At 41.8% G+C, this 13,593-nt stretch carries 17 protein-coding genes and 1 other annotated feature (1 of these 18 running past the window's edge); of the genes, 11 read left to right on the forward strand and 6 right to left on the reverse strand.

What is annotated here, in order from left to right; all coding sequences use genetic code 11:
* Positions 1-129: a binding site (T-box leader), on the forward strand; it begins 84 nt to the left of the window's first position.
* An 89-nt stretch (positions 130-218) separates the two neighbouring features.
* The 11 genes from alaS (at position 219) to ACQ4XT_RS11750 (ending at position 9,719) form a co-directional block, all read left to right on the forward strand.
* The gene (gene alaS, locus ACQ4XT_RS11700) at positions 219-2,855 is read left to right on the forward strand and encodes an alanine--tRNA ligase (RefSeq protein ID WP_446853824.1); all 2,637 of its coding nucleotides are present in this window, start codon (positions 219-221) and stop codon (positions 2,853-2,855) included.
* A 63-nt stretch (positions 2,856-2,918) separates the two neighbouring features.
* Entirely contained in the window at positions 2,919-3,191 is a 273-nt protein-coding gene (locus ACQ4XT_RS11705) for an IreB family regulatory phosphoprotein (RefSeq protein WP_115822523.1), read from the forward strand.
* Positions 3,188-3,604: a Holliday junction resolvase RuvX gene (ruvX, locus tag ACQ4XT_RS11710; RefSeq protein WP_446853825.1), complete on the forward strand. Its 417-nt coding sequence runs from the start codon at positions 3,188-3,190 to the stop codon at positions 3,602-3,604. The genes ACQ4XT_RS11705 and ruvX overlap by 4 nt, the downstream gene beginning before the upstream one ends.
* A 14-nt stretch (positions 3,605-3,618) precedes the next feature.
* Positions 3,619-3,903: a DUF1292 domain-containing protein gene (locus ACQ4XT_RS11715; RefSeq protein ID WP_089652614.1), complete on the forward strand. Its 285-nt coding sequence runs from the start codon at positions 3,619-3,621 to the stop codon at positions 3,901-3,903.
* A gap of 186 nt (positions 3,904-4,089) precedes the next feature.
* Positions 4,090-5,214, forward strand: a complete 1,125-nt coding sequence (mltG, locus tag ACQ4XT_RS11720; RefSeq protein ID WP_446853826.1) for an endolytic transglycosylase MltG — start codon at positions 4,090-4,092, stop codon at positions 5,212-5,214.
* A gap of 108 nt (positions 5,215-5,322) precedes the next feature.
* The gene (locus tag ACQ4XT_RS11725; protein WP_446853827.1) at positions 5,323-5,958 is read left to right on the forward strand and encodes an O-methyltransferase; all 636 of its coding nucleotides are present in this window, start codon (positions 5,323-5,325) and stop codon (positions 5,956-5,958) included.
* 48 nt (positions 5,959-6,006) lie between these two features.
* The gene (udk, locus tag ACQ4XT_RS11730) at positions 6,007-6,660 is read left to right on the forward strand and encodes a uridine kinase (RefSeq protein WP_446853828.1); all 654 of its coding nucleotides are present in this window, start codon (positions 6,007-6,009) and stop codon (positions 6,658-6,660) included.
* A gap of 162 nt (positions 6,661-6,822) precedes the next feature.
* Positions 6,823-7,299: a transcription elongation factor GreA gene (gene greA, locus ACQ4XT_RS11735; RefSeq protein WP_446853829.1), complete on the forward strand. Its 477-nt coding sequence runs from the start codon at positions 6,823-6,825 to the stop codon at positions 7,297-7,299.
* Between the two features lie 716 nt (positions 7,300-8,015).
* A complete protein-coding gene (locus tag ACQ4XT_RS11740) occupies positions 8,016-8,717 on the forward strand; it encodes a YrrS family protein (protein ID WP_446853830.1) in 702 nt (233 codons plus the stop codon).
* Positions 8,718-8,733: 16 nt separating this feature from the next.
* Complete coding sequence (gene mtnN, locus ACQ4XT_RS11745) at positions 8,734-9,426, forward strand: 5'-methylthioadenosine/S-adenosylhomocysteine nucleosidase (RefSeq protein WP_446853831.1); 693 nt, start codon at positions 8,734-8,736, stop codon at positions 9,424-9,426.
* Between the two features lie 65 nt (positions 9,427-9,491).
* On the forward strand, positions 9,492-9,719 hold the full coding sequence (locus tag ACQ4XT_RS11750; protein ID WP_446853832.1) for a YrhC family protein: 228 nt from the start codon (positions 9,492-9,494) through the stop codon (positions 9,717-9,719).
* 44 nt (positions 9,720-9,763) lie between these two features.
* Here ACQ4XT_RS11750 and sigK read toward each other — a convergent pair whose 3' ends face one another.
* The 6 genes from sigK to ACQ4XT_RS11780 all read right to left on the reverse strand — a co-directional run bounded on the left by sigK (position 9,764) and on the right by ACQ4XT_RS11780 (position 13,593).
* The gene (sigK, locus tag ACQ4XT_RS11755; RefSeq protein ID WP_146812776.1) at positions 9,764-10,477 is read right to left on the reverse strand and encodes an RNA polymerase sporulation sigma factor SigK; all 714 of its coding nucleotides are present in this window, start codon (positions 10,475-10,477) and stop codon (positions 9,764-9,766) included.
* Positions 10,478-10,615: 138 nt separating this feature from the next.
* Complete coding sequence (mnhG, locus tag ACQ4XT_RS11760; protein ID WP_089654341.1) at positions 10,616-11,002, reverse strand: monovalent cation/H(+) antiporter subunit G; 387 nt, start codon at positions 11,000-11,002, stop codon at positions 10,616-10,618.
* Positions 10,983-11,294, reverse strand: coding sequence for a Na(+)/H(+) antiporter subunit F1 (locus ACQ4XT_RS11765; protein WP_446853833.1), 312 nt, complete (start codon positions 11,292-11,294; stop codon positions 10,983-10,985). Before ACQ4XT_RS11765 ends, mnhG begins: the two co-directional genes overlap by 20 nt.
* Positions 11,295-11,771, reverse strand: coding sequence for a Na+/H+ antiporter subunit E (locus tag ACQ4XT_RS11770; protein ID WP_446853834.1), 477 nt, complete (start codon positions 11,769-11,771; stop codon positions 11,295-11,297).
* Positions 11,772-11,777: 6 nt separating this feature from the next.
* Positions 11,778-13,262, reverse strand: a complete 1,485-nt coding sequence (locus tag ACQ4XT_RS11775) for a Na+/H+ antiporter subunit D (RefSeq protein WP_446853835.1) — start codon at positions 13,260-13,262, stop codon at positions 11,778-11,780.
* On the reverse strand, positions 13,255-13,593 hold the full coding sequence (locus ACQ4XT_RS11780) for a Na(+)/H(+) antiporter subunit C (RefSeq protein WP_226591097.1): 339 nt from the start codon (positions 13,591-13,593) through the stop codon (positions 13,255-13,257). The genes ACQ4XT_RS11775 and ACQ4XT_RS11780 overlap by 8 nt, the downstream gene beginning before the upstream one ends.

Raw genomic sequence — 13,593 nt, forward strand, 5'->3', positions numbered from 1 at the left:
TTGTCGAAAGCTATTCCGGAGTGCGGTTAATTCCCGCCGGGTTCATGCCCCGTTACAGGCATTCAAGCTGATAGACGTGTATGGTCTATAACCAGGGTGGTACCGCGGAAACAAAACCCCGTCCCTGCCGATACTAAAGGCAGGGACGGGGTTTTTTTGTTCCTTCGTCGTCCGGAACTGTCTCTATACTAGCGATGAAACTGAGGAGGTTATTGAAAATGAAATCATTAACATCAGCGGAAGTCCGTCAAATGTTTCTTGACTTCTTTAAAGAGAAGGGACACAGCGTAGAACCTAGTGCGTCACTTGTCCCCCACGAAGACCCTACACTTCTATGGATTAATAGTGGTGTGGCAACATTGAAAAAATATTTCGATGGTCGAGTCATTCCTGAAAACCCGCGTATCGTTAATGCACAAAAATCGATCCGTACGAATGATATTGAAAATGTAGGCTTCACGGCCAGACACCACACCTTCTTTGAAATGCTCGGTAATTTCTCTATTGGAGATTACTTTAAGGAAGAAGCCATGGAATGGGCCTGGGAATTCCTTACCAGTGAACAGTGGATTGGGTTTGACCAAGAAAGGCTATCTGTTACTGTACACCCGGAAGATGATGAAGCTTACCAAATTTGGAAAGACAAGATTGGACTCGATGAAGAGCGCATCATCCGCATCGAAGAAAATTTCTGGGATATCGGAGAAGGACCTAGTGGCCCTAATACAGAGATCTTTTATGACCGTGGAGAAAAATACGGAAATGATGAAAATGATCCAGAACTTTACCCTGGTGGAGAAAATGAACGCTATTTGGAAATTTGGAATCTTGTTTTCTCCCAGTTCAACCACAACCCTGATGATACTTATACACCACTTCCTAAGAAAAACATTGATACTGGAATGGGTCTTGAGCGTATTGTTTGTGTTATTCAGGAAACGGAAACGAATTTTGAAACAGATCTATTCCTTCCAATCATTGAAGCAACAGAAAAAATGGCAGACAAAAACTATGGAGACAGCTTCGATACGGATGCTTCCTTCAAAGTGATTGCAGACCATATGAGAACCGTGACATTCGCTGTCAGTGATGGAGCTCTGCCTTCGAATGAAGGACGCGGTTACGTGTTGCGTCGCCTGCTGCGAAGAGCTGTACGGTTTGCAAAGCAGATCGGGATCGACAAACCGTTCATGTATAAACTAGTTCCTGAAGTCTCTAAAATCATGGTCGACTTTTACCCGGAAGTGAAGGAAAAAGAAACCTTTATTCAAAACGTCATTCAAACAGAAGAAGCGCGTTTCCATGAAACATTGAATGATGGGCTTCAAATTCTTTCCACCATCATCAAACAGGAGACAGAAAAAGGAAGCAACGTGTTCCCTGGAACAGAGGTCTTCCGTTTATATGATACGTATGGCTTCCCGAAAGAGCTGACAGAAGAGTATGTAGCAGAAGCTGGCTTCACTATTGATGAAGAAGGTTTCCAAAACGAAATGCAAAAACAGCGGGAGCGCGCACGGAGTGCTCGTCAAAAGACCGATTCCATGCAAGTCCAGGATGGAGTTCTTGGTGACGTTCACGTCGAAAGTGAATTCATCGGCTATGACACCCTTCAAGTCGAAACGGAAATTGTAGAATTGATTAAAGGTAAAGAGTTCAGTGGATATGCTGAAGAGGGCGACACCGTTTACCTTTTCCTATCCCAAACTCCTTTCTACGCGGAGAGTGGTGGCCAGATCGCCGATCGCGGTTTCCTGAGAACCGAATCTGCGGTAGTCGAAGTTACCAATGTCCAAAAAGCGCCTAATGGTCAGCATATGCATGAAGCGGTCGTTAAACAAGGTTCTATAGAAAAAGGAGCCACAGTCAAAGCAGAAGTGGATCAAAGTGGACGTTCCTTTATTGTTAAAAACCATACAGCGACACACCTTCTGCATCAAGCATTGAAAGATGTGCTCGGCGAGCATGTTAATCAGGCTGGTTCCCTTGTAGCTCCTGATCGCCTGCGCTTTGATTTTTCACATTTCGGTTCTGTAACGAACGAAGAAATGGAGAAAATTGAAGCCATCGTTAATGAAAAAGTATGGCAGTCTATTCCGGTCTCCATTGAGCTCAATTCCATTGAAGAAGCTAAAGCTAAAGGCGCGATGGCCTTGTTCGGTGAGAAATATGGCGACACAGTCAGAGTCGTTCAGGTTGGCGATTACAGCCTTGAGCTTTGCGGTGGTTGTCATGTCATGAACACAGCTGAAATTGGCTTGTTCAAGATTATTTCAGAATCCGGAATTGGTGCAGGCACTCGAAGAATTGAGGCTGTCACAGCTAAGGATGCCTATTTGTATATGAATGGCAAAGAAGCGTTGCTGAAAAAAGCCGGACAACAGTTGAAAACGAAGCCTGAGCAGGTGCCGGAACGAATTGAAGTCCTTCATAAAGAAATGAAAGACCTTCAAAAAGAAAATGAATCGCTAAGTGCGAAACTATCGAACATGGAAGCCTCCAATATCCTGGATGAAGTGGAGGAAATTAACGGTGTGAAGGTTCTTGCGAAGCAAGTGGATGTGAAAGATATGAACGCTCTCAGAACCATGGTTGATGATCTGAAACAGAAACTTGACTCCGGAATGATCCTTCTAGCCGCTCCGAATGGAGATAAAGTTCAATTGATTGCAGGAGTATCGAAGGACTTAGTAGAAAAAGGATATCATGCAGGTCAATTGATTAAAGAAGCAGCTACCCGATGTGGCGGCGGCGGTGGAGGCCGTCCAGACATGGCCCAAGCAGGTGGTAAAGACGCTTCTAAAATTCCAGAAGCACTGCAATATGCCAAGGAATATGCAAGTCAAAACGCCTAGTTTTTCCTATAGAAGAATTAGGTATATAATAGAGTAAATACTACAAAGTGCGAGGTGACTGTAATGAGTTCAATGGATAAAACGATGAGGTTCAACTTCTCTGAAGAACCGTTTGATCAAGATGTCCAATCCGTACTACTATCTGTTTACGGAGCATTACAAGAGAAAGGGTACAATCCGATCAACCAGATTGTCGGATATTTGCTTTCAGGCGACCCTGCATACATTCCTCGTCATCAGGATGCCAGAAACTTGATCCGCAAAATTGAGCGTGATGAGTTGATTGAAGAGCTGGTTAAATCTTACATCAAAGAGAATAAAGAGGGCATTGAATGAAAAAAATAGGATTGGATGTGGGCGAAAAAACGATTGGCATCGCCATATCGGATGCTTTGGGCTGGACGGCCCAGGGCCTCACCACACTCCGTTGGGACGAGCAGGACTATAATACGGCTAAAGAGCCGCTAAGAGAAGTCATACGTGACCATGACGTGACGGAAGCAGTCGTAGGGTTTCCGAAGAATATGAATGGTACGGTCGGCCCCCGCGGAGAAGCGAGCCAGACTTTCGCCTCATGGCTAGAAGAAGAATTTCATCTCAAAACACACCTTTGGGATGAACGTTTAACAACAATGGCAGCCGAACGAGTGCTGCTGGATGCAGATGTCAGCAGGAAAAAACGGAAAAAAGTCATTGATAAAATGGCTGCTGTCATGATTTTACAGAGTTATTTGGATTCGAAACAATAAGGAGGACGTTTGATATGGCATTAGAAAAAGAAGAACGCATCATCATTCCTGATGAAAATGGGGAAGAGCATTTATTTGAGGTCTTGTTCACCTTTGATGTTGAACAAACAGGACATTCTTATATTGCAGTAGTCCCTGCTGAACAAAAGGATGGGGAAGAAGTAGAAGTCTTTGCCTTCCGTTATGAAGAGAAAGGGAACGAAGAGGATGACCTTGCGTTATTCCAGATCGAATCCGACGATGAATGGGAAATGGTTGAGGAAATGTTGAACACGTTGACAGATGAAGATCTAACGTAATTTCTACCGCCTGCAGTGATCAGCTGCAGGCTTTTCTTATGCTATGAGATGAATACTCTTCCTTTCCACTCTAATTCCATGTAATAGAACGGAAAGAGTCTCTTCCCCTTGTAGAAAATTAAGGGAATATGTAGAAAGATTCTTTTACTTTATAGTATAATGAACCGGATGGAAGGGGGAAGTCCGTTGTCTAATTCTGACTTTAAAAATCAATATAAAAAAAGATTAAAAAATAGAATAGAGGAAGCGAGCACGGTGAGAAAAATAGTGTCAATCATTCTCACGGTCTTGGTTCTTGCTCTTTTGATCGGCGGATTCTCCGGCTACTTTTATGTGAAATCTGCATTAGAGCCTGTAGAGCCGGGGAATGATAAACAGATCAATGTCGAAATACCTTTGGGATCTTCAACATCTTCGATAGCAAGTATTCTTGAAGAGAATGAAATCATTAAAAACGATTTAATCTTCCGCTTTTATACTAAATTTAAAAACGAATCCGGTTTCCAAGCGGGGAATTATCAATTTACATCTTCCATGACGCTGAATGAAATTATTGAGACGTTAAAAACAGGGAAGCTTGTTAAGGAATCTGTGTACAAAGTGACCGTACCCGAAGGACGTAACCTTGAACAGATCGCAGAAGTTTATGCGGAAGACTTACCATTTACGAAAGAAGAATTCATGGAAAAAGTGAATGATGAGGCTTATATTAAAGAAAAGATGTCTGAATATCCTCAGCTATTGACAGAGGATATATTGAACGAAGAAATCCGCCACCCATTAGAAGGGTATTTGTTTGCTGCTACCTATGACGTCTATGTTGAGGATCCAACCATTGATCAGATTGTTAAGAAAATGCTGGATAAGACCCAGGCGGTTGTCCTTCCTTATGTCAATAAGATGGGAGATCTTGAAGGGATTGAAAATGTCCACGATCTCGTAACGATGGCATCCCTTCTGGAAAACGAAGCTCGAACAGCAGAAAGTCGTAAGATGATTTCCGGTGTGTTCCAGAACCGTCTGGTTGAAGATATGAAGCTTCAAACAGACCCGACCGTGCTTTACGCCCATGGAGAGCATAAAGACCGCGTCTTGTATGAAGATCTTGAAATCGAATCCCCATACAATACTTACTATATCACCGGACTACCGGTCGGACCGATTTCAAACTTCAATGAGAACTCTTTACAGGCAGCTGCTAAACCGAAGGATCATGATTATTTCTATTTCCTAGCTGATAGTAGTGGAGAGATTCATTACGCCAGTTCACTGGAAGAACATAACCAACTGAAAAATGAGTATATTAACTAACATGTTTTTTGAAGGAATGCAAAAAGATACTCGCATTCCTTCTTTTTTTTATGTTAAAATAGTGGGGTTGTAAATCGGATGTAAAAATGATGGGAAGGGTGAAAATCGGTGAATCAAGAAGAATATTTGCAGTCATTGCTTTCAAAGCCTTCCACAGCTGTTAAGAAAATGGAGTCCGATGCAGAAGAAATGCGTGTGCCAATCATGGAACCATTAGGAATTGATTTTCTCATGCAGCTTCTCAGGATCCAACAACCAAAAAAAATCCTGGAGATCGGTACAGCCATTGGTTATTCCGCGCTACGGATGTTGGAAGCTTGTCCAGGTAGTCAAATAACGACGGTAGAACGTGATGAACAACGTTACGAAGATGCTTTAAAAAATATTAAGGCTATGAATGCCGAGGAACAGATCCATGTAATAAAAGGAGATGCCCTAGAGGTAGCATCTACCATTGAAGAAGAAGGTCCGTTTGATTTATTATTTATTGATGCAGCCAAAGGGAAGTATGAAGAATTTTTCCACTTGTATTCCCCAATGGTATCCGACAATGGCGTCATTCTTTCTGACAATGTACTATTTAAAGGTTTTGTTGCTGATGATTCAGAAGCAAACCCAAGAATGGCTAAAATCGCTGATAAGATCAGGAAATTTAATGAGTGGCTTGTCCAACATCCTGATTACTACACAACCATTGTCCCAATCGGAGACGGAGTTGCCATTACTAAAAAGAAAGAATCATAAGAGGAATTATAGATAAGAATGGATTGGATGAAAGGAGCACCCAGGAGCATGAGTGATAAACCAGTAGTGATTGGAGTAGCGGGAGGATCAGGATCAGGGAAAACGAGTGTGACTCGTTCGATCATCCAGCGCTTTACAGATAAGACGTTATTAATGCTAGAACAAGATTATTATTATAAGGATCAAAGTGATGTACCGTTCGAGGAAAGGTTACAAACAAACTATGATCATCCTCTAGCTTTCGATAATGATCTTCTCATTGAGCATTTGAAACAATTGCTTGAGCAAAAGCCTGTAGAAAAACCGGTCTATGATTATAAGATGCATACCCGCTCAGATGAAACCATTCATGTCGAACCAAAAGAAGTAATCATCGTTGAAGGGATTCTTGTGCTGGAAGATGAACGCCTCAGAGATCTTATGGATATTAAAGTTTTTGTAGATACAGATGCAGATGTAAGAATTATCCGTAGATTAATGAGAGATATTAATGAGAGAGGCCGTTCACTCGACTCTGTTATTGAGCAATATATCAATGTTGTACGTCCTATGCACTTGCAGTTCGTAGAGCCAACCAAACGATACTCGGATATTATCATCCCAGAAGGTGGACAAAACCACGTGGCCATTGATCTTATGGCAACGAAAATTCAAACGGTTCTTTACGAAAAAGGACAATCAGTGACGAAAGAAAATAGTTGAAATACTGCCAAAAATCTGGCATAGTTTTCACTAGTAGTTCTAAAACATAATGTCCTCGGGTAGAGTATAGTAAATCATCTGTAATGAGCGTACAGTCGTACTGCTCATTTCCTATATAAAGGACATCATTTTTTCTTGTATTTAAAGGAGTGTATTTGGACCATGGCAGAAGAAAAAAGTTATTATATGACGGAAGAAGGTAAACAAAAGTTAGAAGAAGAATTGCATCACTTAAAAACAGAGCGACGTAAAGAAGTAGTCGAACGGATTAAAATTGCTCGCGGTTTCGGAGATGTATCAGAGAACTCTGAGTACGATGCAGCTAAAGATGAACAAGCTTTTGTCGAAGCACGAATTACACAAGTAGAAAACATGATTCGAAATGCAGTCATTATTGAAAATGATAATGAAAACCCTGACACAGTGACTATGGGTAAATCTGTAACGTTCCAAGAGCTTCCTGATGGAGACGAAGAGACGTACACAATTGTCGGAAGTGCAGAAGCTGACCCATTTGAAGGTAAAATTTCAAATGACTCTCCAATGGCTCAAAGCTTAATTGGACATGTTGTTGGTGATAAGGTTAAAGTTGCGACACCAGGCGGAGAAATCGACGTAAAAATCATTACAGTTGAATAAAAAAGACAGGGGCTTCCCCCTGTCTTTTTTCATGCTTACATACTGATTATCTTGAAGAAAATGGCAGTCTTGTGTGAGACTTCGTTTCGAGATGTTTATTTAGTGGATGGGGCTGCGGGGAAAGACTCGCTTTCTGCGGGAGCGCGGTGAGCCTCCTCAGGCTGACGCCTTGCGGGTTCTCACCAAGCACTCTCTTCCCGCAGGAGTTTCCTCATTCCCCTCCGCCCCTTCCCATGGAAGATTCTCGAAACATCTTCTTAAGTAATTAGCTCTTGATTGAGTGAAGTGGATAATATAAACCTCTCCAGAGCGGGTAATCACCGTAAAAGCTTGATACAGAGCATTTTATTCCTGTTTAGGAGGGAAGAGTGGGAGACACTACCTTTCGTTATAGGGGTTCGTTTCTCCCTTACATGGAATGGGGTGGTTGGGAAGCTGCGAGACTCCCGTGGGAGAAGGAGATAGGCGAGATCCCGCAGGACGTAGTCCGAGGAAGCTCGGCGCTCCCCACAGGAAAGCGAGTAGCTTTCCAACCACCCCTGAATCCCAATATGGCAAACGAATCCCGAAAACATCTCGAAACTGAGTCTTCCACAATAGGAAGCGATCGTGAGGTTTGGAATATAGCCCGGGAAATGAGATAGGAAAAAGAAAGCATTGGTAAGAGTCAAAACTTCATGTATAATAAACGGCGAGTAAAAAGGAGGCAGGAAATCATGTCAAACAAACAATCCCCGTATTCCCGCTCAGGTCGTTATGAGAAAAAGCGTCGTGGCACGAAGATGTTGACTTGGCTTGTAGGGGCAGGCAGTGTTTTCATGGTGTTACTCGTTGGGTTGATGGTCTTCGGTGGAGAGGACCAAAAAGGACAAGCACAGGATACAGCAAGTCAAGAGGTTACAAAGGAAGAGGAAGGTCCAAAGGAAGATTCTCAAGCGGAAGCCGGCGAGACCAGTGACAAAAATGACAAAGAAGAAATAGATAAACAAGAGGAAGATACTGAAGAGAAATCAGATAAACAACAGGTTTCCATTGAAGAATTCGAAGAACTGAAGCCGATCGAAGACGAAAAAGGATTGAAAATTGAAAAAAGTGATGACCCTAATGTAGAACGTGTCATCACAAAGGATTGGCCAGTTATTCCTACAGAAATGGAAACGAATGGTGAGCATCGGATTACTTATCAATCAGGTTCCCAGGACTATAAAGAGTTACAAGAGGCAATCAGAAGCGCTGTAGGCCTTTCTGAGGACAATATCATCTATTGGGATGTAAGTAATAGAGGTCACCACCAAAAAGCTAAGGCAACGGTCTCTGACAAAAATAAGACAGGATACCTCAGGGTACAGATTGACTGGATTGAAGGACAAGGGTATAAACCAGTCAAACTTGAAATTTTAAAAAATAAAAACGGTTGAGAGAGGAAGTTCAGTTATGGCAATTGGAATCATTGGAGCAATGGATGAAGAAATTGAATTATTAAAAACGAATATGGATGTAGCCTCAGAGAAAGAAGTAGCGGGCAGTCTTTTTGTTGATGGCCACTTGCATGGAAAAGAAGTCGTTCTATTAAAATCTGGCATTGGTAAAGTTAACGCTGCTATGGCTACGACTATTCTTCATGAACAATACGAAATTGATGCTGTTATCAATACAGGTTCAGCTGGAGGTTTTGCAAAAGATCTTGAAGTCGGAGATGTGGTTATTTCTTCTTTAGTGACACACCATGATGTGGATGTGACAGCTTTTGAGTATAAATATGGTCAAGTCCCAGGAATGCCTGACATGTTTGCTGCGGATGAAAACCTTGTAAAACAAGCAATGGATGCTGTCGAGAAGACGAATGCTAAAGCAGCGAAAGGCATCATCGCTACCGGTGATTCTTTTATGCAAGAGCAAGCCAGGGTAGATTTTGTTCGTGGTAAATTCCCTGAGATGATTGCAGCAGAGATGGAAGCCGCTGCGATCGCCCAGGTTTGTTTTAAGTATGGAACACCATTTGTTGTCATTCGAGCGTTGTCCGATATCGCTGGTAAGGAATCGTCCATTTCTTTTGATCAATTCTTACCGAAAGCAGCCGAAAATGCAGCCGTTATGATTATGGAAATGGTTAAGAATTACAAATGACAATCATTTCCACCGACACTATGATTCTCATATGTTAAGATTTTCATAGTAGGAGGTGGGCCGTTTTGAATACTTCCCAATGGTTAAAGAAGAAAGTAATGGATTACAAGCGGTTCGTGATGACACTTTTAATATTGAGCACGTATTTTTATATAGGTACACTGATCAGCCTTTATGAATACGGGACAAAGGCTTACTTGTTTTTGTATCCTGTCATTGGTATTGCTCTTTTAGCAGCATTTATCATGACTTTGAAAATAAGAAAATGGAAACGTCAACTCATAGAGGACTGAATGAAACAGCCACTCCATTCTCATAAGATGGTAGTGGCTGTTTTTTATCCATTCTTTCCTTGTTTACTCTGCTTATAGAATTCATGAAAGATCTTCATTAATGCTCGCTTTTCAATCCTTGATACATAACTCCTCGATATACCAAGCTCTTTGGCAATTTCACGCTGAGTTTTCTCTTCTGTTTGATTCAGTCCATATCGAAAGATAATAACTTCTTTTTCCCGCTCATCTAATACAGTGATGAAATCTTTGATCTTTTCCAATTCCATATGAAGTTGGATTTCCTCCACAATATCCGTGACATCCGCCTGAAGAATATCAAGAAGATTTAATTCGTTTCCTTCTTTATCATGGCCGATAGGATCTTGCAGCGAAATGTCCTTGCTCATTTTTTTCGTAGACCTGAGGTGCATAAGAATTTCGTTCTCAATGCAACGGGCGGCATAAGTGGCAAGTTTCGTCCCTTTTCCTGTCGAATAACTCTCAATTCCTTTTATTAAACCGATTGTACCGATAGAAATAAGGTCTTCAAAGTCTTCTTTCGTGTTTTCAAACTTTTTGACAATGTGCGCAACAAGTCGTAAATTGTGTTCAATCAGTTTGTTCCTGGCATCATGACTGCCTTCTGCCATCAATTGGAGCTGTTTAGCTTCTTCTTCTGGAGGCAGGGGATTCGGAAAAGCCTGGTTTTTTACATAAGACATGAAGAAGAGAGACTCTTTGAAAAAATAAAGGATGGAAGCGATGAGACTGCTCATAGGACGCACCTCCTCAAGGATTAGGCGAATGCCTACAACATACTTATGTCCTTGAGAAGTTGTCTGTGCTTGTCTATGGTTAAAAATAATGTTCATAAAGGTAAAAAAATGCCCCCATGAGAATGGGAGCATGTCGTATTATGAATCTGGTGCTTGTCGCTTCTGCTCTTCTTTGAGAACTTCTGCGTATTCATCCTTTACACTCTTTTCCCAAAGAGGAACGCCGGCGCGGTAGGCAGCTCTCGAAATCATATGTCCGGATACAGGAGCTGTCAACAGGACGAAGAATATTCCAAGAAGCAGCTTACCACTTACAATGTCATGTTCTACGTAGTGAAATAGAAAGGCACCGATCATAATTCCTGCTACACCCAGGGTTGAACTTTTTGTCGCCGCATGAAGTCGAGTGTAGACATCAGGAAAACGCAAAATTCCTATGGAACCAGAAATAAGGAAAAAGGCACCAATCAATAGCGACAGACATATGGTGATGTCGAAAATTAAATTAATCCATGTCCCGCTCAATGATAACACCCTTTTCTAAGAATTTCGCCAGTGCGACCGTACCGATGAATAGAAGAATACCAATCAGCAGGACGACATCATTAAACCTTGTTGTTACGAGCAGGACGGCGATTAGCCCTGCTAAGGCCATTAAATTGATTCCAATAATATCAAGGGCAACCGCACGGTCCGGATTTGTCGGGCCGAGGATCGCGCGATACAAGAGGAGAATCACGGAGATTGCTACAGCTACGACAGCAATGGTAGCTGATATTTGAATCCATGTTTGTGTCATATCAAGGATATCTTCCATTTAACGGGTCACCTCCATGATACGCTTTTCAAATGAATTTTTAATTTCGCTGACAGATTCTTGAACATCCGGCATATCCATCGCATGGATAAAGATTTTTGTATGATCTTCACTTACGACAACTGACAATGTTCCGGGAGTCAAAGAAATCAAGTTGGCAAGAAGAGTAATTTCAAAGTTTGTTTTCACATCGATTGGTAAAGCAAATATCCCTGGCTGCATATCCATTTTTGGCTTATAGACATGCTTGACAATGTCGATGTTGGATAGGACAAGCTCCCGTATAAACAAGAGAATGAGAAGGAAAAACTTCCACGTCCGTTTCATATAGAATGAATCTGGTACAAAACGCTGCAGGACGAAGAGAAGTATGATTCCTAAGATATAACCGACAAAGAAAGTTGTGAAATTGTATGTTTCACTCAGGAACATCCACATCATAGCGATGATGATGTTCAGTACGATTTGTAAAGGCATCAGCTTCTACTCCTTTAACACAGAATCAATATAGAGTTCTGGATCCATCATGTATTGAGCGATGATTTCTATTGTCGGGAAAAACCATTCAGCACCTACACCGAGGAGAATGGAAACCGTAAGCAGCCCCGCAGCAGGAAGAGCCATCCGTTTTCCTTTCTTTTTCCGTTCAGGAACAGGAATGTCCATCTTTTCTCCCCAATACCCTCTGATGAAAATCCTGATCATCGAGAATAGAATCAATAGACTTGAAATGAGGGCGATAATGACGATGAAAATTTCTTCTTCGCCTAGTCCGCCTCGCAACAATAATAGTTTTCCAATGAAACCACTGAATGGTGGTATTCCAGCCAAAACTAAAGATGCTAGAAACATAAGCCATCCGAGAACAGGATAATGATGGATCAAGCCACCCATCTTCCGTAGATCAGAGGTGCCCGCTACATAAGCAGTGGCTCCCACCAGGATGAAGAGTGCTCCTTTGATGACCATATCATGAACAAGGTAATAAATCGTCCCGGTTATGGAAACCTCTGTAAAGATTCCTATCCCCATAAGCATAAATCCTACGGCTGGTATAATATTGTACGCGACAATCAGCTTGATATTGTTTGTTGACAGAGCACCAACGACTCCAAAAATCATAGTCAAAGCTGCTAAGTAAATGAACAATGTGTGTGTCAATTCAACCTCTTGATTGAAAATCAAGGTGAACGTCCGCAGGATAGAGTAAACCCCTACTTTCGTCAACAGAGCCCCGAACAAGGCGGATACGACCGGATTTGGAGATATATAAGGCCGTGGCAGCCAATAATAAAGAGGGAAGACCGCCGCTTTTGTTGCAAATACAAAGAAGAACAAAATAGCGATTGTTGTCAAAATTCCTTGCTGTTCCACTTCCTGGACACGCTGAGCAGCTTGAGCCATGTTGACTGTTCCTACAACCGAATAAAGAAAGGCGATGGTCGTGACGAACAACATGGAAGAAAATAAGTTGATTAAGACATATTTAATCGATTCTCTAAGTTGTGTCTTCCCATTCCCTAATACAATCAATCCATAGGAAGCCATCAAAAGGACTTCAAAAAACACGAAAAGGTTGAATAAGTCTCCGGTTAAAAATGCACCACTTACTCCTGAAATCAACATGAAGAAGAAAGTATAGAAGTAAAAGGATTCTTCTTTTTCTGATAAGGATTGAGGGGCAAAGAAAACACTTGCTACAGCAATGATGTTTGTCGTTAGAACTAACGTCATTGCAAGTAGATCAGCGACAAGGACGATGCCAAAGGGTGCATCCCAGCTCCCCATCTCCAGGACAATGTTCCCGTTGTCTCTCACTTGCATGAAAATCCACCCGACAACGAGGAGATTAATAATCGCGAAAGCTTTGGATAAAGTGCGAACTAATTTTGTTTTTTTGTGTATAAAAGCTAAGAAGATGCCTGCTAATAAAGGCAGCACAATAGGCAATACAGCTAAATTACTCATAATCGTTACCCCTTAATTGCTCCATATTATCAGTGCCGTTAATTTTTGCAGCACGATAAGCTAATACAAGTAGTAGGCTTGTAACACCGAAACTGATGACGATTGATGTCAAGATCAACGCTTGCGGGAGCGGATCCGTGTAATTTTCTACTCCTTCAGTCAGTACTGGTGGTGCTCCTGTTTTCAACTCTCCCATTGTCAGGATGAACAGGTGGGCCCCATGAGAAATGAGGCCTGTTCCTATGATAATACGTAACAATTGTTTTTGAAGGAGGTTGTAGACACCCATAGTGAAGAGAATGCCGGCAAGAATGGCCATAATAATTTCCAT

This window comes from Halobacillus sp. 12SKB (genome assembly GCF_052941655.1).

Bases quoted from the DNA above. Each gene is read 5' to 3' on its own strand.
- alaS (WP_446853824.1), top strand. From the start codon at position 219: ATGAAATCATTAACATCAGCGGAAGTCCGTCAAATGTTTCTTGACTTC.
- ACQ4XT_RS11705 (WP_115822523.1), top strand. From the start codon at position 2,919: ATGAGTTCAATGGATAAAACGATGAGGTTCAACTTCTCTGAAGAACCG.
- ruvX (WP_446853825.1), top strand. From the start codon at position 3,188: ATGAAAAAAATAGGATTGGATGTGGGCGAAAAAACGATTGGCATCGCC.
- ACQ4XT_RS11715 (WP_089652614.1), top strand. From the start codon at position 3,619: ATGGCATTAGAAAAAGAAGAACGCATCATCATTCCTGATGAAAATGGG.
- udk (WP_446853828.1), top strand. From the start codon at position 6,007: ATGAGTGATAAACCAGTAGTGATTGGAGTAGCGGGAGGATCAGGATCA.
- greA (WP_446853829.1), top strand. From the start codon at position 6,823: ATGGCAGAAGAAAAAAGTTATTATATGACGGAAGAAGGTAAACAAAAG.
- ACQ4XT_RS11740 (WP_446853830.1), top strand. From the start codon at position 8,016: ATGTCAAACAAACAATCCCCGTATTCCCGCTCAGGTCGTTATGAGAAA.
- mtnN (WP_446853831.1), top strand. From the start codon at position 8,734: ATGGCAATTGGAATCATTGGAGCAATGGATGAAGAAATTGAATTATTA.
- sigK (WP_146812776.1), bottom strand. From the start codon at position 10,477: ATGAGCAGTCTCATCGCTTCCATCCTTTATTTTTTCAAAGAGTCTCTC.
- ACQ4XT_RS11765 (WP_446853833.1), bottom strand. From the start codon at position 11,294: ATGGAAGATATCCTTGATATGACACAAACATGGATTCAAATATCAGCT.
- ACQ4XT_RS11770 (WP_446853834.1), bottom strand. From the start codon at position 11,771: ATGCCTTTACAAATCGTACTGAACATCATCATCGCTATGATGTGGATG.
- ACQ4XT_RS11775 (WP_446853835.1), bottom strand. From the start codon at position 13,262: ATGAGTAATTTAGCTGTATTGCCTATTGTGCTGCCTTTATTAGCAGGC.
- ACQ4XT_RS11780 (WP_226591097.1), bottom strand. From the start codon at position 13,593: ATGGAAATTATTATGGCCATTCTTGCCGGCATTCTCTTCACTATGGGT.